General features: G+C 73.0%; 23 protein-coding genes and 1 pseudogene. 13 read left to right on the forward strand and 11 right to left on the reverse strand.

Features of this window, described 5'->3' with window-relative positions:
• Positions 1 to 18: 18 nt before the first annotated feature.
• The 4 genes from AC067A_RS03425 (at position 19) to AC067A_RS03440 (ending at position 3,823) form a co-directional block, all read left to right on the forward strand.
• Entirely contained in the window at positions 19 to 786 is a 768-nt protein-coding gene (locus AC067A_RS03425; protein WP_478613845.1) for an SDR family oxidoreductase, read from the forward strand.
• Between the two features lie 149 nt (positions 787 to 935).
• On the forward strand, positions 936 to 2,513 hold the full coding sequence (locus AC067A_RS03430; RefSeq protein ID WP_478613848.1) for an ABC transporter substrate-binding protein: 1,578 nt from the start codon (positions 936 to 938) through the stop codon (positions 2,511 to 2,513).
• Between the two features lie 82 nt (positions 2,514 to 2,595).
• Entirely contained in the window at positions 2,596 to 3,279 is a 684-nt protein-coding gene (gene ung / locus AC067A_RS03435) for a uracil-DNA glycosylase (RefSeq protein ID WP_478613851.1), read from the forward strand.
• Positions 3,280 to 3,349: 70 nt separating this feature from the next.
• Positions 3,350 to 3,823: a hypothetical protein gene (locus tag AC067A_RS03440; protein WP_478614595.1), complete on the forward strand. Its 474-nt coding sequence runs from the start codon at positions 3,350 to 3,352 to the stop codon at positions 3,821 to 3,823.
• Positions 3,824 to 3,833: 10 nt separating this feature from the next.
• On the opposite strand, the gene AC067A_RS03445 is transcribed toward AC067A_RS03440, so the two are convergent.
• The 3 genes from AC067A_RS03445 to AC067A_RS03455 form a co-directional block, all read right to left on the reverse strand.
• A complete protein-coding gene (locus AC067A_RS03445; RefSeq protein WP_478613854.1) occupies positions 3,834 to 4,325 on the reverse strand; it encodes a hypothetical protein in 492 nt (163 codons plus the stop codon).
• Between the two features lie 209 nt (positions 4,326 to 4,534).
• A complete protein-coding gene (locus AC067A_RS03450; protein WP_478613857.1) occupies positions 4,535 to 5,062 on the reverse strand; it encodes a DinB family protein in 528 nt (175 codons plus the stop codon).
• A 149-nt stretch (positions 5,063 to 5,211) separates the two neighbouring features.
• On the reverse strand, positions 5,212 to 5,835 hold the full coding sequence (locus AC067A_RS03455) for a TetR/AcrR family transcriptional regulator (RefSeq protein ID WP_478613860.1): 624 nt from the start codon (positions 5,833 to 5,835) through the stop codon (positions 5,212 to 5,214).
• Between the two features lie 99 nt (positions 5,836 to 5,934).
• Between AC067A_RS03455 and AC067A_RS03460 the strand changes: the two genes are divergently transcribed.
• Both AC067A_RS03460 and AC067A_RS03465 read left to right on the forward strand, forming a co-directional pair.
• Complete coding sequence (locus tag AC067A_RS03460) at positions 5,935 to 7,191, forward strand: FAD-dependent oxidoreductase (RefSeq protein ID WP_478613863.1); 1,257 nt, start codon at positions 5,935 to 5,937, stop codon at positions 7,189 to 7,191.
• A 59-nt stretch (positions 7,192 to 7,250) separates the two neighbouring features.
• Complete coding sequence (locus tag AC067A_RS03465; RefSeq protein WP_478613866.1) at positions 7,251 to 8,156, forward strand: Gfo/Idh/MocA family protein; 906 nt, start codon at positions 7,251 to 7,253, stop codon at positions 8,154 to 8,156.
• On the opposite strand, the gene lnt is transcribed toward AC067A_RS03465, so the two are convergent.
• Together lnt and AC067A_RS03475 are read right to left on the reverse strand one after the other, a co-directional pair.
• Positions 8,128 to 9,750: an apolipoprotein N-acyltransferase gene (lnt, locus tag AC067A_RS03470; protein WP_478613869.1), complete on the reverse strand. Its 1,623-nt coding sequence runs from the start codon at positions 9,748 to 9,750 to the stop codon at positions 8,128 to 8,130. The two genes, AC067A_RS03465 and lnt, sit on opposite strands and share 29 nt — an antisense overlap.
• Before the next feature lie 111 nt (positions 9,751 to 9,861).
• Positions 9,862 to 10,308 (reverse strand): nuclear transport factor 2 family protein, encoded by a 447-nt coding sequence (locus AC067A_RS03475; protein WP_033201840.1) that lies wholly within the window; start codon positions 10,306 to 10,308, stop codon positions 9,862 to 9,864.
• Positions 10,309 to 10,389: 81 nt separating this feature from the next.
• On the opposite strand from AC067A_RS03475, the gene AC067A_RS03480 reads away from it, so the two are divergent.
• Positions 10,390 to 10,983 (forward strand): flavin reductase family protein, encoded by a 594-nt coding sequence (locus AC067A_RS03480; RefSeq protein ID WP_478613872.1) that lies wholly within the window; start codon positions 10,390 to 10,392, stop codon positions 10,981 to 10,983.
• 4 nt (positions 10,984 to 10,987) lie between these two features.
• On the opposite strand, the gene AC067A_RS03485 is transcribed toward AC067A_RS03480, so the two are convergent.
• Positions 10,988 to 11,860 carry an undecaprenyl-diphosphate phosphatase gene (locus AC067A_RS03485; protein ID WP_478613875.1) on the reverse strand — a complete coding sequence of 291 codons (873 nt, stop codon included), beginning with the start codon at positions 11,858 to 11,860 and terminating at the stop codon, positions 10,988 to 10,990.
• A gap of 81 nt (positions 11,861 to 11,941) precedes the next feature.
• Entirely contained in the window at positions 11,942 to 12,424 is a 483-nt protein-coding gene (locus AC067A_RS03490) for a winged helix-turn-helix transcriptional regulator (protein WP_478613878.1), read from the reverse strand.
• A gap of 137 nt (positions 12,425 to 12,561) precedes the next feature.
• Between AC067A_RS03490 and AC067A_RS03495 the strand changes: the two genes are divergently transcribed.
• Positions 12,562 to 13,731 carry a thiolase family protein gene (locus AC067A_RS03495; RefSeq protein WP_478613881.1) on the forward strand — a complete coding sequence of 390 codons (1,170 nt, stop codon included), beginning with the start codon at positions 12,562 to 12,564 and terminating at the stop codon, positions 13,729 to 13,731.
• A 115-nt stretch (positions 13,732 to 13,846) separates the two neighbouring features.
• Here the strand turns inward: AC067A_RS03495 and AC067A_RS03500 are convergent.
• Positions 13,847 to 14,542: pseudogene (locus tag AC067A_RS03500) on the reverse strand (TVP38/TMEM64 family protein); the annotation flags it as partial.
• A 92-nt stretch (positions 14,543 to 14,634) separates the two neighbouring features.
• Between AC067A_RS03500 and AC067A_RS03505 the strand changes: the two are divergent.
• Positions 14,635 to 15,468 carry a DNA alkylation repair protein gene (locus tag AC067A_RS03505; protein ID WP_478613883.1) on the forward strand — a complete coding sequence of 278 codons (834 nt, stop codon included), beginning with the start codon at positions 14,635 to 14,637 and terminating at the stop codon, positions 15,466 to 15,468.
• 211 nt (positions 15,469 to 15,679) lie between these two features.
• The gene (locus tag AC067A_RS03510) at positions 15,680 to 16,525 is read left to right on the forward strand and encodes a spermidine synthase (RefSeq protein WP_478613886.1); all 846 of its coding nucleotides are present in this window, start codon (positions 15,680 to 15,682) and stop codon (positions 16,523 to 16,525) included.
• Here the strand turns inward: AC067A_RS03510 and AC067A_RS03515 are convergent.
• Both AC067A_RS03515 and AC067A_RS03520 read right to left on the reverse strand, forming a co-directional pair.
• Positions 16,487 to 17,809: an MFS transporter gene (locus AC067A_RS03515; RefSeq protein ID WP_478613889.1), complete on the reverse strand. Its 1,323-nt coding sequence runs from the start codon at positions 17,807 to 17,809 to the stop codon at positions 16,487 to 16,489. The two genes, AC067A_RS03510 and AC067A_RS03515, sit on opposite strands and share 39 nt — an antisense overlap.
• A gap of 108 nt (positions 17,810 to 17,917) precedes the next feature.
• Complete coding sequence (locus tag AC067A_RS03520; protein WP_478613891.1) at positions 17,918 to 18,988, reverse strand: DUF8017 domain-containing protein; 1,071 nt, start codon at positions 18,986 to 18,988, stop codon at positions 17,918 to 17,920.
• 82 nt (positions 18,989 to 19,070) lie between these two features.
• Here AC067A_RS03520 and AC067A_RS03525 point away from each other — a divergent pair, with 82 nt between their 5' ends.
• Positions 19,071 to 19,523 (forward strand): DUF4442 domain-containing protein, encoded by a 453-nt coding sequence (locus AC067A_RS03525; RefSeq protein WP_478613894.1) that lies wholly within the window; start codon positions 19,071 to 19,073, stop codon positions 19,521 to 19,523.
• Between the two features lie 247 nt (positions 19,524 to 19,770).
• Positions 19,771 to 20,424 (forward strand): DedA family protein, encoded by a 654-nt coding sequence (locus tag AC067A_RS03530; protein WP_478613897.1) that lies wholly within the window; start codon positions 19,771 to 19,773, stop codon positions 20,422 to 20,424.
• A 65-nt stretch (positions 20,425 to 20,489) separates the two neighbouring features.
• Here the strand turns inward: AC067A_RS03530 and AC067A_RS03535 are convergent, their stop codons facing one another.
• Positions 20,490 to 21,017, reverse strand: a complete 528-nt coding sequence (locus AC067A_RS03535; RefSeq protein WP_478613898.1) for a gamma carbonic anhydrase family protein — start codon at positions 21,015 to 21,017, stop codon at positions 20,490 to 20,492.
• 132 nt (positions 21,018 to 21,149) lie between these two features.
• Here AC067A_RS03535 and AC067A_RS03540 point away from each other — a divergent pair, with 132 nt between their 5' ends.
• Positions 21,150 to 21,926 carry an acyltransferase gene (locus AC067A_RS03540; RefSeq protein ID WP_478613901.1) on the forward strand — a complete coding sequence of 259 codons (777 nt, stop codon included), beginning with the start codon at positions 21,150 to 21,152 and terminating at the stop codon, positions 21,924 to 21,926.
• The last annotated feature ends 4 nt before the right edge of the window (positions 21,927 to 21,930 follow it).

The following is a 21,930-nucleotide window of genomic DNA, read 5'->3' on the forward strand; positions in this document are numbered from 1 at the left end:
CGAGAGGAGGAGGCGGACATGACCGCGAACGAAAGGCCGGAGCTCTCCGGCAAGGTGGCCCTCGTCACCGGCGCGAGCCGGGGCATCGGCTACGGCGTCGCCGAGGCGCTGGTCGCCCGCGGCGACCGGGTCGTCATCACCGGGCGTGGCGAGGAGGCCCTCAAGGAGGCCGTCGAGAGGCTCGGCGCCGACCGGGTGATCGGCGTCCCGGGCAAGGCGCACGACGAGGTCCACCAGGCCGCCGCGGTCGAGGCGGCGATGGACGGTTTCGGCCGGCTGGACTTCCTGGTCAACAACGCCGGCACGAACCCGGTCTTCGGACCCATCGCCGATCTCGACCTCGGGGTCGCCCGCAAGGTCTTCGAGACCAACGTGGTGTCCGCGCTCGGCTTCGCCCAGCGCAGCTGGCACGCCTGGCAGAAGGAGAACGGCGGCGCGATCGTGAACATCGCGTCGATCGCCGGCGTGTCCGCCTCGCCCTTCATCGGCGCGTACGGCATGAGCAAGGCCGCGATGATCAACCTGACGCTGCAGTTGGCGCACGAATACGCGCCGCTCGTCCGGGTCAACGCCATCGCCCCGGCCGTCGTGAAGACGAAATTCGCGCAGGCCCTCTACGAGGGGCGGGAGGCGGAGGCCGCCGCGGCCTATCCGCTCGGCCGGCTCGGCGAGCCGCAGGACATCGGCGGCGCCGCCGCCTTCCTCACCTCGTCCCAGTCCGAGTGGATCACCGGCCAGACCCTCGTCGTCGACGGCGGGATTTTCCTGAACGCCGGAGTCGGGTGACCGATAACCGGACACTTTCCGGAAATTAGTGTCCGGATTGACCCCGGTTATACGTTGAATGCCTCAAGTGCCCCGTCGGACTCAGACATTGACCTGACGGGGTGCTGCGGTATCGTCGGCCGACCCCTGGCTGAACGAGGAGCGTGCACGTGTTCAACCGGACCAGTCTGCAGGCCGCTGCAGCCCTTGTGTCCATATCCCTGGTGTCCGGATGCGGTGTCTTCTCGGACAGTGATTCCGCCGGGGATCAGAGGATCGTCATCGGTACGACGAGTTCTCCTACCACGCTTGATCCGGCCGCCGCCTGGGACAATTCCTGGGAGCTCTTCCGGAATGTCTTCCAGACCCTGGTGAGTTTCCCGACCGGCAGTACGACCCCGCAGTCGGATGCCGCCGACTGCAAGTTCTCGGACACCTCCAGCCGGGTCTTCGAATGCAAGCTCATCGAGGGCCTGACCTTCTCCAACGGGCACAAACTGGACGCCAAGGCCGTCCAGTACTCGATCGAGCGCATCCGCACGATCGACCAGGAGGGCGGCCCCAACGGGATGCTCGGCTCGCTCGACAAGATCGAGACCGTCGGCGACCGCACCGTCGTCTTCCGGCTCAACAAGCCGGACGCCACGTTCCCGTACGTCCTCGCCACCCCCGCCATGTCGCTCGTGGACCCGGCCGAGTACCCGGCCGACAAGCTCCGCAAGGACGGCAAGATCGTCGGCTCCGGCCCGTACGTCCTCGACTCGTACGAGGAGCGCAAGACCGCGGAGCTGACGAAGAACCCCAGCTACAAGGGATTCGCCGACCGCAAGAACGGCGGCGTGACGATCCGGTACTTCGACGACTCCGACGCCATGGTCGCCGCCCTGAGGAAGGACGAGATCGACGCCACCTACCGCGGCCTCACCGCCGAGGAGGTCATCGGGCTCCAGGACGACAAGCCCGAGAACAAGGGCCTCCAGCTCGTGGAGTCCACCGGTGCCGACATCCGCTACCTCGTCTTCAACGCCCAGGACCCCTCGGTCGCCAAGCTCCCCGTCCGCAAGGCGATCGCCCAGCTCGTCGACCGCGACGAGCTGGTCAACAAGGTCTACCAGGGCACCGCCGAGCCGCTGTACTCCATGGTGCCCAAGGGCGTCGCCGCCCACACCACCAAGTTCTTCGACCGCTTCGGTTCGCCGAGCGCGTCCAAGGCCAAGAAGATCCTCCGCGACGCGGGCATCGACGAGCCCGTCGAGCTGACCTTCTGGTACACCACCGACCGGTACGGCTCCTCGACGGCCGCCGAGTTCGCCGAGCTCAAGCGGCAGCTGGAGGAGCAGGGCCTCTTCAAGATCACCCTCCAGGGCAAGCCCTGGAAGGAGTTCCAGGAGGGCTACCAGAAGGGGCAGTACCCGGTCTTCGGCCGCGGCTGGTTCCCCGACTTCCCGGACCCGGACAACTTCGTCGCGCCGTTCGTCGGCAAGGAGAACGTCCTCGGCACGCCGTACGTCAGCCCGCGGATCACCAACGAGCTCCTCCCGAAGTCCCGCCGCGACAGCGACCGCGGGACGGTCACGGACGAGTTCGTGGAGGCCCAGGAGATCATGGTCCAGGACGTCCGCCTGCTGCCGCTGTGGCAGGGCAAGCTGTACATCGCGGCCGGCGAGGACATCGGCGGCGGCGAGCGCGCGCTCGACCCGCAGACGGTCATGCAGCTGTGGGAGCTGTACCGCAGGGCCAGCTGGTAGAAGGCCGCCGGGGGCCGCTGTCAGTGGCCCCCGGTAGGTTCTCGGACGGAGAAACAGGAACGTCCACCGGAGGTTGTTGACCGTGACCGACACCAGCATGCTGCCCGAATCCTGGCGGGGTGTTCTCGGCGACGAGCTGCAGAAGCCGTACTTCGCACAGCTCACCGAGTTCGTCGAGGAGGAGCGCGCCGCCGGGCCGGTCTTCCCCCCGAAGGACGAGGTCTTCGCGGCCCTCGAGGCCACTCCGTACGACAAGGTGAAGGTCCTGATCCTCGGTCAGGACCCCTACCACGGCGAGGGCCAGGGGCACGGCCTCTGCTTCTCCGTCCGGCCCGGCGTGAAGACGCCGCCCTCCCTGCGGAACATCTACAAGGAGCTGCAGGCCGAGCTCGGCCACCCCATCCCGGACAACGGCTATCTGATGCCGTGGGCCCAGCAGGGCGTCCTCCTGCTCAACGCCGTGCTGACGGTCCGGTCCGGCGAGGCGAACTCGCACAAGGGCAAGGGCTGGGAGAAGTTCACCGACGCGGTGATCACCGCGGTCGCCTCGCGGCCCGACCCCGCCGTCTTCGTCCTCTGGGGCAACTACGCGCAGAAGAAGCTGCCGCTCATCGACGAGGAGCGGCACGTGGTCGTGAAGGGCGCCCACCCCTCTCCGCTGTCCGCGAAGAAGTTCTTCGGATCGCAGCCCTTCACCCAGATCGACGCGGCCGTCGCGGCCCAGGGACACGAGCCGATCGACTGGCGCATCCCCGACCTCGGCTGAGCCTCGGCCCGATCCGGGTCCGGGGCGGCTAGCGTCGGCCCTCCCAGTGGATGAGCGGGTGGAGATCGCGGTGACCGAGCAGCAGCAGGTGTCCGACGACGGGGTCATGACCAGGATCGGGCAGGCCCTGATGCTGCTCCACGGCGGCGACCGCGAGGAGGCCAGGAACCGCTTCGGGCTGCTCTGGCAGGAGATCGGCCCGGACGGGGACCCGCTCCACCGGTGCACCCTCGCGCACTACCTGGCGGACGCCCAGGACGACCCGGACACCGAGCTGGCCTGGGACCTCCGGGCCCTCGGCGCCGCCGAGGGCCTCGCCGAGGAACGGCTCGCCGCCCACGGCTCGGCCGTCGCGCTGCGGGCCCTCTACCCCTCGCTCCACCTCAACCTCGCCGCCGACTACGCCAAGCTCCAGCGTCCCGACGCCGCACGGGTCCACCTGGACCGGGCCCGCGCGGCCTCGGAGACGCTGGAGGACGACGGCTACGGGAACGGGGTGCGGGCCGCCATCGAGCGGCTGGAGCTGCGGCTCCGGGGCGACTGACGCGGGCGGCTCACCGGCCGTACGCGTCGCGGCAGATCCTGGACGGGTCACCCTTCGGGTCCCAGCCCCCGTGCCGCTCGCCCAGGCCGCAGACGTCCGGGTGGGGGACCCGCGGGTCCTTCGGCAGGGCGGTCAGGTCCGGCAGCTCGGGCAGCTCGGGCACCTCCGGGCGGACCGCCGGGTGCGGATGCTCCCGCTTCGGCGGTGCCGCGTCGGGGCGGGGCACCCCGGGCCGGGGCGGAGCCGCCGCCCTCCGGTGCTCGTCGGGCGGTGGGGTCGCGCGGGGCGCCGCGGACGGCGGGGGAGCGGGGAGCGCAGCCTCCAGGGCCTCCAGGGCCGGGCCGTCGACGATCTGCGGTGCCACCTCCGGGGCGGGGGTCACCGTCTCGGCCGCGGGCGCGGGGACGGGCGCCGTGGGCGGCGCGTCCACCGAGACGCAGCCGGCCAGAGCGGCCACCGCCGCCCCGACCAGGATCTTCGCTGTGGTTCGGGTTCCATGCACCCGCGCAACTCTGGCGCCCCGGTGGCGATCTTCGTACCCCTACCGACGGGGAATGCCCCGCACGGGTGCCGTCGCGGGCCCGGCCTTGACCGGCGGACCCGTGGACCCCGGCCGTCCCGGCGAGCCGGGCGGGTTCCGGCGCAGGCCGCTGCCGGGCCGTCGCGACCGGTCGGCCGAGGGACGGCGGCCGACCGGAGGCCGACGGCCGGTCAGTCGCCGGTCGCGCCGTCGACGCGCTTGCGGATCAGGTCCGCGTGGCCGTTGTGGCGGGCGTACTCCTCGATCATGTGCAGGTAGATCCACCGGAGGTTGAAGCGCTCTCCGGTGCGGTACTCGCCCAGGCCCAGGTCGTCGAGGTCGCGGGTGGCGGCCAGGGTGCGGGCGCGGGCGATCTCGCCCTGCCAGGTGGCGTAGGCGTCCTCGTAGGTGTCCGCGTCCGTGACGCGGATGTCCCGGTCGAGGTCCTCCTGGGTGGAGTAGATCCAGGGGGCGTCCTCGCCGGCCAGGACGCGGCGGAACCAGCCGCGTTCGACCTCGGCCATGTGCCGGACGAGGCCCAGGAGGCTGAGGTCCGAGGGCGGAGCGGACGGGGTGCGCAGCTGGGCGTCGTCGAGCCCCTCGCACTTCCGCGCGAGGGTGACGCGGTGGAAGTCGAGCCACTGCTCCAGCGCCTCCCGCTCGCCCGAGGTGGTGGACGGGGCGACGCGGGTGGTGGTCTCGGTGCGTTCGGTGGTCATGCGCGGCATCGTCTCTCATGATCACGGGGGGCGCCAGGCGTTTCGCGGTCGTCCGGAGCGCGCGCCGGGTCCGGGCGCCGGCGCCCAGCGCCTCCGCCGCCGGCCCGGGAGGGGTCCTGCTCGGGCCGGGGACGAGCGGCGGGGCATCCCTACCCGGCGGGCCGGCTTCCGAGCATCCCGCCGAGCAACTCGGCGAAGCCGGTGCGCAGTTCCGCGAGGCTCGGCACGGAGGCGTGGAAGGAGCCCGCCGCGCAGGAGAACATCAGCCCCTCGCACCAGGCGATCAGCGACAGGGCGTGCCGTTCGGGCTCGGGGGAGCCGGCCGCCGTCATCATCGCGATCAGCGGGGTGTGGAAGGCCGAGCCTGCGGTGTCGAAGAAGCTCCGCAGCTCGGGGCGGCGGGTGGCCTCCAGGGCCAGTTCGTACCGGGATACCAGCAGCGAACGGTGGTCGGTGAGGTAGCGGTGCAGCGCGAGGGCGAGCGCGTCGAGGAGCGCCGCCCCTCCGCTCTCCGGGCCCGGGATCTCGTGGGGGGTCAGGACCTCCGACTCCCGCTGTACCTGGCGCCGTACGGCCGTCTCCAGGAGGGCCTGCCGGGTGCGCGCGTGATTGGAGGTCGAACCCTGCGGAAGTCCCGCCTGCTCGTCCACGGCGCGGTGGGTCAGGCCGCGCATCCCGCGCTCGACGAGGAGGGTGAGGGCGGCGTCGCCGATCCGGTCGGCGCGGGACGCGATGGGCTCCGGGGCCGGGATCGAGGCGGGGGCTGAACTCATGGGGACAACCTACCGGCGACCACCAAGGTGACTACACCTGTAGTACGGTCAGGGGGTCGGACTCACTACACCTGTAGTCACCTGATCCGGGGAGCAGTCATGGAACAGCACCGCGCCGTCGTCGTCGGAGCCGGCATCGGCGGGCTCACCGCCGCCGTCGCCCTGCACCAGCGCGGCTGGCACGTCACCGTCCTCGAACGAGCCGCCGACCTCGCCCCCGTCGGCGCCGGCATCGGCCTCGCGCCCAACGCGCAGCGCGCCCTCGACGTCATCGGGCTCGGGGACCGCGTCCGCTCGCTCTCCGCCTGGCAGGGCGACGGCGGCATGCGCACCCCCGGCGGCCGCTGGCTCGCCCGCACCGACTCCCGGGCGGCCGCCGACCGCTTCGGGGGACCCCTGGTCCTCCTCCACCGGGCCACCCTCGTCGAGATCCTCACCTCCGCCCTCCCCGCGGAAGCCGTCCGCACCGGGGTGCGCGCCGCCGTCACCGACCCCGGCGACGACCACCGACCCGCCCGCGTCACCCTCTCGGCAGCCGGGAACGGGTGCCCGGGCGGACTCGCGGACGAGTCCGGGGCCGAACTCGAGGCCGAACTGGTCCTGGCCGCCGACGGCATCCACTCGGCGACCCGCCGCACGCTCTTCCCCGACCACCCGGGCCCCCGCTACTCCGGCGCCACCAGCTGGCGCGTCGTCGTCCCCGGCCCCGCACGGGCCTTCGCCCCGCACGAGACCTGGGGAGCCGGCCGGCTCTGGGGCAGCCAGCCCCTCAAGGACGGCCGGGTCTACGCGTACGCCATGGCCGTGGCACCGGCGGACGCCCACGCGCCCGACGACGAGCGGGCCGAACTCCTGCGCCTCTTCGGGGACTGGCACCACCCCGTCCCCGAGATCCTCGCGGGCGTCGCCCCCGACCGGGTCCTGCGGCACGACGTCCACCACCTGCCGGACCCCCTGCCCGCCTTCCACCGGGGGCGCGTGGCCCTGCTCGGCGACGCGGCGCACGCGATGATGCCCAGCCTCGGCCAGGGCGGGAACCAGGCCGTCGAGGACGCCGTCGTCCTCGCCCACCACGCCTGCGCCGCCCCCGACTTCCTGCCGAGCCGGGCCCTCGCCGCGTACACCGCCGACCGGCTGCCGCGCACCACCGCCATCGTCCGCAAGGCCGCCCGCACCGGCGCGATCACCATGCTCTCGGCCCGTCCCGCCGTCGCCCTGCGCGCCGCCCTCGTCAGCGGTGTCTCCCGCTTCGGCCCCGGACTCGTCCTGCGCGGCTTCGACGGCATCTGCGACTGGCACCCGCCCGTCGGGCCGAGCCGGGCCGCCGGGGACGCACAGCGGCCCCGCGTAAGCTGACCAGCGCGAACGGCCCGCCCGATCGGCCGGGACCGGTGAACGACGACAAGGGAGATCCCGTGAAGGTTGGCTGCATCGGACTCGGCGACATCGCGCAGAAGGCCTACCTCCCCGTCCTCTCCACCCTTCCGGGCGCCGAACTCCACCTCCAGACCCGCACCCGCGCGACCCTGGACCGGGTGGCCGACACCCTTCACCTGCCCGCCGGACAGCGGCACGGGGACCTCGACTCGCTGCTCGCCGCCGGACTCGACGCGGCGTTCGTCCACGCGTCCACCGCCGCCCACGCCGAGATCGCCACCCGCCTCCTCGACGCCGGCGTGCCCACCTACGTCGACAAGCCCCTCGCGTACGAGTACGCCGACTCCGAGCGGATCGTGGAACTCGCCGAGAAGCGCGCGGTGTCCCTGGCCGTCGGCTTCAACCGGCGCCTCGCCCCGAGTTACGCCCAGTGCCTCGACCACCCGCGCGACCTGATCGTGATGCAGAAGAACCGGATCGGGCTGCCCGAGGACCCCCGCACCTTCGTCCTCGACGACTTCATCCACGTCGTCGACACCCTGCGCTTCCTCATCCCGGGCGAGATCGAGCACGTCGACGTGCGCGCCCGGCTCCGCGACGGGCTCCTGCACCACGTCGTGCTCCAGCTCTCCGGCGACGGCTTCACCGCCATCGGCATGATGAACCGGATGAACGGCTCCACCGAGGAGGTCCTCGAGGTCTCGGGTCAGGACACCAAGCGCCAGGTCCTCAACCTCGCCGACGTCGTCGACCACAAGGGCCAGCCGACCGTCCGCCGGCGCGGCGACTGGGTCCCGGTGGCCCGTCAGCGCGGCATCGAGCAGGCCGTCCTCGCCTTCCTCGACACCGTGCGCGAAGGCCGGGTCCTCAGCGCCCGCGACGCCCTCCTGACCCACGAACTGTGCGAGCGCGTCGTCACCGAGGCACTCGCCCAGGCGTCCTGAACACGCCGGAGAGCCCGGCGGCGGCCACCGCACCGACCACCGTGAGCGCACCGTACAAGGGCCGGTCGCCCCAGCGGGCATAGGCCGTCGTCGTCTCCGACAGCGGCAGTTCGCGCACGACGGCGGCACTCGCCTCGGTGCCGAGCACGGGGCCGATCCGGCGCCCGTCGGGACCGTACGCGGCACTGATCCCGGTCAGCGTCGCGTGGACGACGGGCCGGCCCGTCTCGGCCGCCCGCAGGGCCGCGAGCGAGGCGTGCTGGGCAGGCGCCCAACTGTCCTGGAAGGTACTGGTCGCCGACTGCACGACCAGGAGGGCGGCGCCGTCGCGGGCCAGCCGGCGGCTCATGTCCGGGAAGGCCGACTCGAAGCAGACCAGCGGTCCCACCCGGAGCGGGGCGGCGCCCGGGTCCCGGGCAGGCAGGGACATCACCACCGGCTCGGCCCCGCGCCGCCGGTCCTCGTCGGCGGCGCGGCCGACGGACGTCACCCAGCCGAGGAGACCGCGCGCGGGGAGGTATTCGCCGAAGGGGACGAGCCGCATCTTGTCGTAGCGGTCGCCGGTGAGCCCCGCCGGGCCGACCAGGACGGCGCTCTTGTGGATGCCGGGACGGTCGGCACCCCGCGCGTCCACGTTCACCAGGAGCGGTGCGTCCACCGCGCGCGACAGCGCGGCGAGCCGGGCCGCGAGCACCGGGTCGCCCGTCGGATCGGCGCCCACTCCGCTCTCGCCCCACACGACCAGGTCGAGCCGGTGCCCGACGAGGGAACGGGTGAGCACCTCGGCCCGCGCGAGGCGTTGCTCGGGCCCGTCGGATCCGCCGAACACGCCCGGCTGTACGAGGGCGACCCGTACCGTCCCGGTCTCGCGCGGGGCCGGCACGCCCCAGAACGCCGTCCCCGCCGCCAGGGCGCAGGCGGCGAGCCCCGCGACCCCGACGGAACGCGGCCCGGGCGCCGCCACCAGGAGGACCACGGCCGTGTTCACGGCCACCACCAGAAGGCTCACCGACCAGACCCCGCCGACCGAGGCGAGCCGCAGCGCCGCCGGGACCTGCCACTGGCTCGCGCCGAGGAGCCCCCACGGTCCGCCGAGACCCTCCCAGGACCGGGCCAGCTCGACCAGCAGCCAGCCCGAGGGCACCGCGAGCAGCGCCACGGTCGCCCGGAGCACCGACGGGGTGTTGCCGAGCAGGGCCCGTACGAGCCACCCCCACGGCAGCCACAGCAGGCCGAGCAGTGCGGCGAGGGGGAGCAGGAACACGTGCAGGCTCGGCAGCAGCCAGTGGTGCAGGGCCAGCACGAAGCCGATGCCGCCGAACCAGCCGTCGAGACCGGCACGGCGGGCCCCCGGTGCCGTACGGATCAGTTGCAGCCACGGCACGAGCGCCAGGTACGCCCACCACCAGAGTCCGGGAGCGGGGAAGGCGAGTGCGGGCAGGGCGCCGCAGCCGACGGCGAGTGTCGAACGGCCCGCGGCGCGGCGCGCGCTCCGGCCGTCGCCGAGGCCTTCGGCGCCTCCTCGGTCGCGGCCCGCGCCCCGGTCCGCGCCCCCGGTCCGGCCTCCGCGGCTGCTCCCGAACGGACCACACATGACGTGCCTCCCGTCGCTTCCTCCCGTGTCCGCGCTCCGGAATTCCAGGATCCTCCGCGGCGCGGGCCGGGGCCCGCGAGCCGTGGATCGCCGGTGTCGTGCGTCCGGGCGTCAGCGGTGGTGGCGCCACCGCTCGTCGACGACGACCGAGTGGAGGCGCCAGCCGTCGGCGGTGCGGCGTGCGGTGAAGGCGTAGCGGCCGCCGCAGACGAAGTCCTCGCCGGAGGCGAAGCGCATCGGGTTGACGTAGTCGGCGCGGACGTCCGCCTCGTCACCCGGCTGCGGATAGCCGCCCGGTTCACGGAAGAGGACCCGCCGGTTCACGATGAGGTGTTGGCGTACGGGGAACAGGGTCATCGTCTCGGCGAGCCAGTCGGCCACCTCGGCGACCGGCCCCTCGATCCCGCCCGACCCCCGGTAGTCGGCCCGGCCGCCCGGGCCGAACAGCGCCCGGTAGGCGGCCCAGTCGGCGTCGTCCACGGCTGCCGCGTACCCGGAGACCAGGTCGTCGACGGCCAGTCGGTCCATCACGGTCGCGAGGTCCACGCGCTGCGTCATCGGCTCAGTGTCCGGCAGAGGGGGCCCGGGGCCAAGGGGCGTGCGTCAGGGGAGTTCCGGAGCGCGGTCATACTGTCCGACATGCGTGTGAACATCGACCCCGACCTGAGCGACGGCCCCTCCTTCTACCGGCTGCTCACCGCCACCGTGGTCCCCCGGCCGATCGCCTGGGTCTCCACGACCTCCGCCGACGGCACGGACAACCTCGCCCCGCACTCCTTCTTCACCATCGCCTCGGTCAACCCCCCGGTGGTGCAGTTCACTTCCGTCGGCCGCAAGGACTCGCTGCGCAACGTCGAGGAGACGGGCGAGTTCGTGGTCAACCTCGCTCCCCAGCCGCTCTTGGAGCAGATCAACGCCACCGCCACCGACTTCCCCCGCGGCATCAGCGAGTTCGACGCCTGCGGCGTCGAGCGGGAGCCCAGCCTCCGCGTCAAGCCCCCGCGCGTCGCCCTCTCACCCGTCGCCCTCGAATGCGAACTCCACAGCACCCTCCGCATCGGCGACTCCACCGTCGTCTTCGGCCGCGTCCTCCACGCCGCCATCGACGACTCCGTCCTCGTCGACGGCCACCCCGAGATGTCCCTCCTCCGCCCCCTCTCCCGCCTCGGCAAGAACGAATGGGGCACCCCGGACGGCATCGAGGAGATCGCCAGGGTGCCCTACCGGACGTGACGCGTCAGCCCGCCGACTCGCCCGCGTGCGGGCTCAGGACGTCCGTGCCGACCAGCACGAACAGCAGGATGCCGAGCAGGATCCGGTAGATCACGAAGGGCATGAAGCTCTTGGTGGTGATGAACTTCATGAACCAGGCGATGACCGCGTAGCCGACGCCGAAGGCGATGAGGGTGGCGAAGACGGTGGGGCCCCAGGAGACGTGGCCCTCGCCGGCGTCCTTGAGCTCGAACACGCCGGAGGCGAGGACGGCGGGGACGGCGAGCAGGAACGAGTAGCGGGCGGCGGCCTCGCGGGTGTAGCCCATGAGGAGGCCGCCGGAGATCGTGGCGCCGGAGCGGGAGACGCCCGGGATCAGGGCCATCGCCTGGCAGAAGCCGTAGATCAGGCCGTCCTTCACGCCGAGGTCCTTGAGCGTCTTGCGCTCGCGGACCACGCGGTGGCGGCCGCCGATCTCGTCCCGGGCGGCGAGCCGGTCCGCGACGCCGAGCACGATGCCCATCACGATCAGGGTCGTCGCGATCAGCCGCAGGTCGCGGAAGGGGCCCTCGATCTGGTCCTTGAACGTGACGCCGAGGACGCCGATCGGGACCGATCCGACGATCACCAGCCAGCCCATCTGGGCGTCGTGGTCGGAGCGCATCGCCTTGTCGGTGAGCGAGCGGAACCAGGCCGAGACGATCCGGGCGATGTCCTTGCGGAAGTAGATGAGGACAGCGGTCTCCGTGCCGATCTGGGTGATCGCGGTGAAGGCCGCGCCCGGGTCCTCCCAGCCGGCGAAGGCGGCGGTGAGACGGAGGTGCGCGCTGGAGGAGATGGGAAGGAACTCCGTCAGTCCCTGGACGAGCCCGAGGATGAACGATTCGAACCAACTCATGGGGCTAGGGCCGTCCCGTTATGTACGTGTGCGGTCAGAAGGTCGTGCGCAGCGTACCGTCCCAAGATGACGGGCAGGTGATCAGATCTCGACCCCGTCCGGGCCGGTCTCCACCGGGCCCGTGGTGGTCCAGCCGGGCGACCTGACGTGGTGGCGGAGGCTGCCGCGGTCGGCCTCGCCGCCGCAGTGCGCGCAGACGAGCCGGGGGCTGAGGACCTCGCCGCAGTCGTGTTCCAGGACGACGGGGCGGGCGTCCGCGTTGAGGTGGCGGTCGCCCCACGCCATCAGCGTCACGAGGACCGGCTGGAGCTCCGCGCCCGCCGCCGTGGCGCGGTACTCGTAGCGCGGCGGCCGTTCGCTGTACGGCACCTTCTCCAGGATCCCGGCCTCGACGAGCCGCTTGAGGCGGGCGGTGAGGATGTCGCGGGGCGCGCCCGTGTTGCGGGCGATGCGGTCGAAGCGGTGCACGCCGAGGAACACCTCGCGGAGCACGAGGAGCGCGTATTTCTCGCCGACCAGCGCGAGGGTGTCGGCGATCGAGCAGGGGCGGGGGGCGGCCTTCATGGGGTCAGCCTAGGGCAGCGGCCGAGTGAAGGGTTTGGAAACAGGACCCACTCACGGGCGAGAGGGTTTGAAAAACCTACTCACTGAGCTAGGTTACCGATGAGTGTCGGTCCACTTCTCCCACTCAGGAGCCTGTCATGCGTGACGCCGTCATCGTCGAAGCCGTCCGGACCCCGATGGGGAAGGGCAAGGCGGGCGGAGCCCTGTCCCACGTCCACCCCGTCGCCCTCCTCTCGCACACCCTGCGCGCCCTCGTCCGACGCAGCGGCATCGACCCCGCGCTCGTCGACGACGTCATCGGCGGCACCGTCGACCAGGTCGGCGAGCAGGCCATGAACACCACCCGCTACGCCTGGCTCGGGGCCGGCTTCCCCGACTCCGTGCCCGCCACCACCGTCGACCGGCAGTGCGGCTCCTCCCAGCAGGCCGTCCACTTCGCCGCCCAGGGCGTGCTCTCCGGGGCCTACGACATCGCCATCGCCTGCGGCGTCGAGTCCATGAGCCGGGTCCCCATGTGGTCCAACGTGCCGCCCGGCGCCGACCCCTTCGGCCCCGGCGTCGCCGAGCGCTACCCCGAGGGCCTCGTCCCGCAGGGAGTCAGCGCCGAACTCATCGCCGCGAAGTGGTCGATCGGTCGCGAGGCCATGGACGCGTTCGCCACCGCGTCACACGCCAAGGCGGCCCGCGCCTGGGAGGCGGGACTCTTCGACGACGAGGTCGTGCCGTACGAGAACGTCCGCCGCGACGAGTCGGTGCGCCCCACGACCACCCCCGAGATCCTCGCCGGCCTCCGCCCCGCCTTCGAGGACCCCGCCTTCGCCGACCGCTTCCCGCAGATCGACTGGTCGGTCACCGCGGGCAACAGCAGCCCCACCAACGACGGCGCCTCCGCCGTGCTCGTCATGGCCGCCGACACCGCACGGACCCTCGGACTGCGCCCCCTCGCCCGGCTCCACGGCTTCGCCGTCACCGGCTCCGACCCGCTGCTCATGCTCACCGGGGTCATCCCCGCCACCGAGAAGGTCCTGCGCCGCACCGGCCTCGACCTCGCCGACATCGACCTCTTCGAGATCAACGAGGCCTTCGCCAGCGTGGTTCTCGCCTGGCAGCAGGAGACCGGCGCCGACCCGGCCAAGGTCAACGTCCACGGCGGCGCCATCGCCCTCGGCCACCCCCTCGGGGCCAGCGGCACCCGTCTCACCACCACCCTCGTCCACGCCCTGCGGGCGCGCGGCGGACGCTACGGCCTCCAGGCCATGTGCGAGGCGGGCGGCCTCGCCAACGCGATGATCGTCGAGGCCCTCTGACGTCCGGCACCCCGCGAGCCCGGCCTGTCGGCAAGCCACCGCCAAGGGATCGGCGGACGCCGCCCACCGGCTCCGGTTCCGGCGCCGGGTCCCGCTCCGGGGCCGGAGCCGGGGCGCGCAGTCCGTGGCGCTTGCGCCAGGCCACGACCGCCCCGCCGAGACCGGACAGGACGATGAACCCCGCCGAGAGGAGGAAGGCGGGCGAGCCCGGCGTACCGGCCTGGGCTCCGGCCACCACGTACGCCGTCGTGTTCGGCACCGAGCCGAGCGCCGTCGCCAGGAGGAACGGCGCGTACCGCATGCGGGAGACCGCCGCGCAGTAGTTGGCCGCCGCGAACGGCACACCGGGGAACAGCCTGATGGCCAGCATCGAGCGGAAGCCGTGCCGGCTCAGCTGCCCGTCCGCCGCCGTCAGCAAGCGGCCGCGCAGCAGCGGCCTCAGCGCGTCCTGCCCCAGGAACCGCCCGAGCGTGAAGGAGATCCCCGCGCCGAGCACCGTCCCCGCGACCGCCGCCGTCAGGCCGAACGCCGTACCGAAGAGCGCCCCCGCCGCCAGGTTGAGCACCGGCCGCGGTACGAAGGCCGCCGTGCACATCCCGTACGCGAGACCGAAGAGCAGCACCGCCCCGGCGCCGCTCGTCCGCGGCGGCCAGCCCGAGGCGAGCAGCCGCTGCGGTTCGTAGAGCACCACCAGGGACGCCGCCGTGAGCAGCAGCAGCGCGAGCAGGGAGAGCCGCGAGCGGGGCGAGAGGAGGGCCCGGGAGCATCGGACGGCGAGGGAGCCCGGCGGCCGGGGGACGGGGGCGAGCATTCGGGGAGAGTAACGGACGCGTCCGGGTGATCGCCGTAATGTGCGTCATGTCCGTCCGGGCCGCCCCGGAGCGCCGTGACCGAGAGGGCCCCATGACCCGCCCCGCCCCCACCACCGGCGCCGCCGCGCCCGCCCCGCCCACGTCGGTCACCGGCGCCGCCCCGCCCACGTCGGCCACCGGCGCTTCCGCCGCCCCCGCGTCCGTCGGTCCCGCCCCCCGCGACTCCGCCGGGCCGGTGCCGCCCCCCAGCCCTCTCGCCGACACCGTCCTGGAGCGGCTCACCACCGTCTATCCCGCGGCGGGGAACCCCTTCCGGGCGCAGGAGATGGTCGCGTACATGAAGGGCGCGGCCCCGTTCCTCGGGGTACGCACACCGGAGCGCCGCGCGCTCTCCCGTACCGTCCTGGACGGCACCCCGCGCCCCGACGAGCGCGACTGCGAGGCGATCGCCCTGCGGTGCTTCGCCCTGCCCGAGCGCGAGTACCACTACTTCGCCGTCGACTACCTGCGCCGCCACGTGAAGCGCTGCTCCTCGGGTTTCCTGCCCGTCGCCCGCCGGCTCGTCACCACCGTCTCCTGGTGGGACACCGTCGACCACCTCGCGGCCCATGTCGTCGGAGGCCTCGTCGCCGCCGACCCGTCCCTGGCGGCCCGCATGGACGAGTGGATCGAGGACGACGACCTGTGGGTCGCCCGCACGGCGCTCCTGCACCAGCTCCGCTTCAAGGACGCCACCGACGCCGACCGGCTCTTCTCCTACTGCCTGCGCCGTGCGGCCGACACCGACTTCTTCCTCCGCAAGGCGATCGGCTGGAGCCTGCGCGAGTACGGCAGGACCGCCCCCGCCGAGGTCCGCGCCTTCGTCGCCGCCCACGACTCCCGGCTCTCCCCGCTCTCCGTCCGCGAGGCCCTCAAGAACCTCTGACGCGTCGGCCTCGGCCGGGGGCGCCCGGGTGGCGGTGATCGTCCCCGAGGCCGCGTCCCGCGCCGCGTTCTGCGGCCGGGGGTCCGGCCCGGGTCCGCCCCGCGCCCGCCGCGACCCGTGCGGGGCGGACCCGGGCCGCCGGTCACGCCGAGGCGGGCGAGCCGTGTGGACCGGCTGACGGGCCGGTGCCCGGCACCGGCACAATGAGGGCGTGAACGAGCACATCCCCGTCATCCGTGAGGTCGACCAGGGCACCGCGCGCCTCATGCCCGATGTGGACCGGGAGCGGGCGTGGCTCCTGACGGTCGACGGCGCGCCGCAGTCGTACGTGGACCTGGACGATCCCGCCCACCTGGAGTTCGAGTACGCGCGGCGCCTCGCCCACGTCGTCGACGGCGCGGCCGAGGAGGGCGAGCCGCTGGACGTCCTGCACCTGGGCGGCGGCGGCCTCTCCCTGCCGCGGTACGTCGCCGTCACGCGGCCCGGCTCGCGGCAGGACGTCGTCGAGGCGGACCGCGGTCTCCTCGACCTGGTCGCGGAGCACCTGCCGCTGCCCGCGGGCTCCGGGGTCGCCGTGCACGGAGCGGACGCGCGCGGCTGGCTGGAGGCGGCGCCGGACGCGTCGGCCGACCTGATCGTCGGCGACGTCTTCGGGGGCTCGCGGGTGCCCGCGCACCTCACCTCCGTGGAGTACGCGCGCGAGGTGCGGCGGGTGCTGCGTCCCGGCGGCGTCTACGCGGCCAACCTGGCCGACGGGGCGCCTTTCGCGTTCCTGCGCTCCCAGGTCGCCACGTTCGCCGACGTCTTCACCGAGCTGGCGCTCGTCGCCGAGCCGTCCGTGCTCCGCGGCCGCCGCTTCGGGAACGCGGTCCTCGTCGCCTCCGGCCGGGGGATCGACACCGCGCACCTCGCCCGCCGGGCCGCCGCGGACGCCTTCCCCGCGCGCGTGGAGCACGGGGCGGCCCTGGACCGGTTCACCGGGGACGCGGAACCGGTCGGGGACACCGGGGCCGTACCGTCACCCGTTCCCCCGGACGGCGCCTTCGGCATCGGCTGAGGGCTCCGGCGCGGCGCCCGCGACCTCCTTGGTGTGCGGACGCCGGGTCAGGTTCCGCACGTCCGGCACCAGCAGGACGAGCGCGGTGACGAGCACCATCAGGGCCGCCGCGCCCCACAGCGCGGTGCTGCGGCCGAAGGCGGACTCCGCCGGGCCGGCGAGCGCGGTGGACAGCGGCAGCAGGGCCGTGGAGCCGAACCAGTCGTAGGCGGTGACCCGGGACAGCTTCTCCTCCGGGATCTCCTGGTGCATGGTCGTCATCCACGAGACGCCGAAGACCTCGATGGCCATGCCGCTGACGAACATCGCGACCGTCAGCCCCGCCGCGTCCAGCGGTACGGCGAGCGCCGCCGAGGGCAGCGCGATGGGGAAGACGCACAGGGTTCCGACGAACAGCAGCCGGCGGGGCTTCCAGCGGGTCATCAGGACGGCGCCCGCGACGGTCCCGACGCCGTACGCGGCGAGCGCGAGGCCCCAGGGGCGCGAGCCGCCCAGGTGGTCGCGGGCGACCAGCGGTCCGAACACCGAGTCGACCGCGCCGATCAGGGCCACCACCACCGAGAACTGGGCGACGATCGACCACAGCCACGGGCGTCCGATGAACTCCTGCCAGCCTTCCCGCAGATCGGCGAAGAGGCCGGCGCTCGGGGCGCGCTCGGGGATGCCGCCCACGTCGAGGAAGGCGCGGAGGCCGCCCGCCACGGCGAACGCGAGCGCGTCGATCGCCAGGACCCAGCCCGGGCCGACGAACGCCACCAGCGCTCCGCCGAGCGCGGCCCCTCCGATGCTGGCGCCGTGCATGGCCATCCGGTACACGGCGAAGGCCCGGCTCGCCTGTTCCCCGGTGACGCTGGCCATCAGCATGGCCTCGGCCGCGGGGTTGAAGAAGGCCTGGCCGGTGCCGCAGAGCGCGGTGAGGGCCATCATCTGCCAGATCCGTGCCTCGCCGGAGAGGACGAGGGCCGCGAAGACGGCCTGCGAGACGCAGTTGAGGGCGTTGGCGGCGACCATGACCCGGTGCCGGGGTATCCGGTCCGCGACGGCGCCGCCGATGAGCAGGAAGAGGACGAGCGGGAGGAAGCGTGCCATCGCCACGAGTCCCACGTCGCCCGGGTCGCCGCCGGCGTCGAAGACCGCCCACGCCGTGGCGATCAGCGCGCCGTTCGCGCCGAGGTTGGTCACGACGGTGGCGGCGGTCAGCAGGATGTAGTTGCGGCCCGCCCATTCGGGACGCCGGCTGGGGGCGCGGCCGGGGGAGGCGGGGGAGTCGGCGGGTTTCGTCACCCCGGGACTATCCCTGCCGCCTCCCCCTCCTGCCAAACCGATAACCGGACGGGTCCGGTGCGGAACCGGACGGATCCGGACGGAGCCGCCGGGACCGGAGGCGACCCGTCAGGATCCGGAGGAGAGCCGGACCGTGGAGAGGATCTGCTGGATGGTGGCGTCGGGCAGCTCGTCCTTGACGCCGTCCGCCGCGTACAGCACCCAGGTGCTGAAGTCGCCCGCCGCGTTCTTGAACGTGAAGGCGATCGACTTGCCGTCCGTCTCGCACTTGTTGCGCTTCTTGACGTTCGGCGCCGTGGCGGTCGCCATGTGTCCGGTGAGGCCGGACTTGGTCGTGTACGGCACGGGCTTGCTGATCTTGATGGTGCTCTGCGGCATGTGCTGCGCGTAACCGCCCCACACCCACGTCCCGGCCTCGCTGCGCGCCGCGTCGGAGGTGCTCTTGGCGCCCTGGCCGCCCTTGGTGCCGGCGGTGCTCAGGCCCCAGGTCTCCTCGGTGCCGTTCTTGTCGGTGTCGTAGGTGCACCACTTGCTCTTGTAGCGGGTGGGGCTGGACATGGTGACGAGCGGGCTGCCGTCGTTCTTCTTCTCGTCGTCGAAGTACGTGATCATGCCCGGCTTCAGCACCTCCCACTCGGGCGGTACGTCGAAGAGCGTGCCGTACTTCGGGTTGAAGACGACCTTCCAGCCCGGGATCGTCGGCTGCTGGGCCGCGCCGTCCCGGGGGTTGTCGAGCGACGGCGAGGCGCTGGGCGTGGCCGTCGAGGCGCCGGCCGTCACCGACGGCTTCTTGTCGTCGGCGTTCGGCTTCTTGTCGTCGTCCTTGCCGAGCACCAGATAGCCGGTGACGCCGGCCGCGACGACCACCGCGGTCGCGGCGACGATCGCCACGAGCGTCGTCTGCTTCTTCCTGCCGTCGCCGGGACCGCCGGGCTGTCCGGGGGCCGGCACCGCGTACTGCTGCGGCACGGTCGGCTGCTGGTAAGGATTCGGCTGTCCGTAGCCGGGCTGCTGGGTGTACCCCTGCTGCGGATACGCCGGCGGCTGCTGCGGGTACCCCGGCTGCGTCGGCGGCTGCTGGTACGGGTTCGGCTGCTGGTACCCCGACTGCTGGTAGGGGTTCTGACTCTGGTCCTGCGGGTTCTGCTCGCCCCCGGGCGGCTGCTGTCCTGGCCACATGGCCAGTAACCATAGAGGTGCGGGGCCGGCCGGACCACGAGAGGGATGGCCAACGCTGCTACTGGTGGGTAACATCACGGCCATGAGCGCAGACCAGATGACCGTCGGCGAGATGCTCGCCGCCACGGTCCCCATGGCCGGAACCCTCAACCTGGAGTTCCTGGAGACCACCGCCGAGCGCGCCGTCGTGCGCCTGCCGGACCAGCCCGCGTACCACAACCACGTCGGCGGTCCGCACGCCGGAGCGATGTTCACCCTGGCCGAGTCCGCCAGCGGCGCCATCGTGCTCGCCGCCTTCGGCGACCAGCTGACGCGCGCCGTCCCGCTCGCCGTCAAGGCCGAGATCGGCTACAAGAAGCTGGCCATGGGCGTCGTCACGGCCACCGCCACCCTCGGCCGCCCCGCCGCCGAGGTCGTCGCCGAACTCGACGCCGGACAGCGCCCCGAGTTCCCGGTCCGCATCGACATCACCCGCGAGGACGGCGCCGTCACCGGCGAGATGACCGTCGTGTGGACCCTGCGCCCGAACGCCTGACGAAGACCGCCGCGCACCGCCCCGCACCCCCTTCCGGGTGCGGGGCGGCCGTGTTCCCGGCTCCGGGACCCGCATCGGACGAACCGTCACCGTCCGCGACACCGGCCGGCGCGCACTCCGGGTCGGCGCGTCCCCGGGTGACCCAGGACTCACGGTGGCCGTCGAGGTCGGTCCGTCCCGACCGGATAGGCTGCCCGGGCGTGCCCGACGCGGTGCGCGCCGGGCGGCCGACACGGGAGGAACCGCGTTGCACGTGCAGGAATGGCTGGAGACGATCCCCGCGGTGGCGATCTACGCCCTGGTGGGAGTGGTGATCGGCCTGGAGAGCCTGGGCATCCCGCTGCCCGGCGAGATCGTCCTCGTGAGCTCGGCGCTGCTCGCCTCCCAGCACGGCGAGATCAACCCGTACGTCCTCGGCGCCTGCGCCACCGCCGGCGCGATCATCGGCGACTCGATCGGCTACGCGATCGGCCGCAAGGGCGGCAGGCCACTCCTCGCCTGGCTCGGGAAGAGGTTCCCCAAGCACTTCGGCGAGGCCAACATCGCCCTCGCCGAGAGCTCCTTCCAGAAGTGGGGCATGTGGGCGGTCTTCTTCGGCCGCTTCATCGCCCTGCTGCGCATCTTCGCCGGTCCGCTCGCGGGCGTCCTGCACATGCCGTACTGGAAGTTCCTCATCGCCAACGTCTTCGGCGGCATCCTGTGGGCCGGTGGCACCACGGCCGTCATCTACTCCGTCGGCGTCGTCGCCGAGGCCTGGCTGAAGCGCTTCTCCTGGCTGGGCCTCGTCCTCGCCGTGCTGATCGGCGTCGCGTCGATGCTCGTCGTGAAGAGCCGCGCCAAGAAGGCGGCGGCGGGGCGCGCCGCCTCCGCCGAGGCGGAGCCGGTCCCGGTCGCGGACTGACCCCGCCGCGCACGCGCCGGAGGGCGGCACCCGGAGACGGGCGCCGCCCTCCGGCGTACCGGGGCTCAGGCCTCGAAGGCCTCGGCGTGCCCCTTGGCGAGCAGCAGGTACATCTCGGCGTTCAGCTTGATGCCCTCCTTCTCCTCGTCGGTCAGCGGACGGCGCACCTTCGCCGGCACGCCCGCCACCAGCGAGCCCGGCGGGATCTCCATCCCCTGCGGCACCAGCGCCTGGGCGGCGACGAGCGAGCCGGCACCGATCCGGGCCCCGTTCAGGACCGTCGCGCCCATGCCGACGAGCACGTCGTCCTCGATGACGCAGCCGTGCACGGTCGCGTTGTGGCCGACGGTGACGCGGTCGCCGATGGAGACGGGGAAGCCGGGGTCGACGTGGACCGTGCTGTTGTCCTGGATGTTGGAGTCCTCGCCGATGGAGATGGGGCCGCAGTCCGCCCGCAGCACCGCGTGGTACCAGATGCTGGCGCGGGCGCCGAGCGTGACCTCGCCGAGCACCACGGAGGTCGGGGCGGTGAAGGCGGTCGGGTCGATCAGCGGCTCCTTGCCGCCCACACCCTTGATCAACGCCTCTGTCATGGTTCGCTCCTGATCGTCAGCCGTCGTGTCACGCCCGGTGGACACCCTCGGCCGCAGCCTATTGCGTGCTCATGACCGACATCACAGCGCACCGCACTGATCAGGCACGACGGGGCCGACTACGGTGGCCGGGTGCCCAGGAACAGAAACACGTTCTCATCCCTCGCCGCCTGGCGGCGCCGGGTCGTCGCCCGTGCCGTGCAGGGCGGCTGGCGCTGGGCGCAGCGGGCTGGCTCCGTCACCGCCGAGCACCCCGGGCGGCTGCGGTTCCGCCGGCTCGGCGCCGGCACCCGGCTCGCCTTCCCGCAGGGCACGGTCTTCGGCGAGCGGTGGATCGAGATCGGCGAGTGCTGCATCATCGCCGAGCAGGTCACGCTGACCGCGGGCATGCTGCCGGACCTCGACCTGGGCACGGAGACCGTCCTGACCCTCGGGGACGGGGTGGTCCTCGGGCGCGGCAGCCACGTCATCGCCGACACGACGGTGACGATCGGCTCGAACACGTACTGCGGCCCGTACGTCTACATCACCTCGACCAACCACAGCTACGACGACCCCGACGAGCCCATCGGCCGCCAGTGGCCCCGCTCGGAACCGGTCTCGATCGGCCCCGGCTGCTGGCTCGGCACGGGGGCGGTGGTCCTCCCGGGCGCGCGGATCGGCAGGAACGTGGTCGTCGCGGCCGGCGCGGTCGTCCGCGGCGAGGTCCCCGACCACTCGGTCGTGGCCGGCGCCCCGGCCCGGGTCGTCCGCAGCTGGGATCCCGAGAAGGGCTGGCAGCCGCCGCTGCGGACCCCGGCCCCCCGGCCGATCCCGCAGGACGTGACGGCGGCGCAGCTCGCCGCGCTCGCGGCCTGGGAGGCCGAACAGACCACGACGCCCCCGGGCGCCGTCCTGCGCGACGCGTAAGCCG

The sequence above is a fragment of the Streptomyces sp. NPDC043176 genome, assembly GCF_056436715.1.

Bases quoted from the DNA above. Each gene is read 5' to 3' on its own strand.
- AC067A_RS03425 (WP_478613845.1), top strand. From the start codon at position 19: ATGACCGCGAACGAAAGGCCGGAGCTCTCCGGCAAGGTGGCCCTCGTC.
- AC067A_RS03450 (WP_478613857.1), bottom strand. From the start codon at position 5,062: ATGACCACCGAACGCACCGAGACCACCACCCGCGTCGCCCCGTCCACC.
- AC067A_RS03455 (WP_478613860.1), bottom strand. From the start codon at position 5,835: ATGAGTTCAGCCCCCGCCTCGATCCCGGCCCCGGAGCCCATCGCGTCC.
- AC067A_RS03460 (WP_478613863.1), top strand. From the start codon at position 5,935: ATGGAACAGCACCGCGCCGTCGTCGTCGGAGCCGGCATCGGCGGGCTC.
- lnt (WP_478613869.1), bottom strand. From the start codon at position 9,750: ATGTGTGGTCCGTTCGGGAGCAGCCGCGGAGGCCGGACCGGGGGCGCG.
- AC067A_RS03475 (WP_033201840.1), bottom strand. From the start codon at position 10,308: ATGACGCAGCGCGTGGACCTCGCGACCGTGATGGACCGACTGGCCGTC.
- AC067A_RS03480 (WP_478613872.1), top strand. From the start codon at position 10,390: ATGCGTGTGAACATCGACCCCGACCTGAGCGACGGCCCCTCCTTCTAC.
- AC067A_RS03485 (WP_478613875.1), bottom strand. From the start codon at position 11,860: ATGAGTTGGTTCGAATCGTTCATCCTCGGGCTCGTCCAGGGACTGACG.
- AC067A_RS03490 (WP_478613878.1), bottom strand. From the start codon at position 12,424: ATGAAGGCCGCCCCCCGCCCCTGCTCGATCGCCGACACCCTCGCGCTG.
- AC067A_RS03495 (WP_478613881.1), top strand. From the start codon at position 12,562: ATGCGTGACGCCGTCATCGTCGAAGCCGTCCGGACCCCGATGGGGAAG.
- AC067A_RS03505 (WP_478613883.1), top strand. From the start codon at position 14,635: ATGACCCGCCCCGCCCCCACCACCGGCGCCGCCGCGCCCGCCCCGCCC.
- AC067A_RS03520 (WP_478613891.1), bottom strand. From the start codon at position 18,988: ATGTGGCCAGGACAGCAGCCGCCCGGGGGCGAGCAGAACCCGCAGGAC.
- AC067A_RS03525 (WP_478613894.1), top strand. From the start codon at position 19,071: ATGAGCGCAGACCAGATGACCGTCGGCGAGATGCTCGCCGCCACGGTC.
- AC067A_RS03535 (WP_478613898.1), bottom strand. From the start codon at position 21,017: ATGACAGAGGCGTTGATCAAGGGTGTGGGCGGCAAGGAGCCGCTGATC.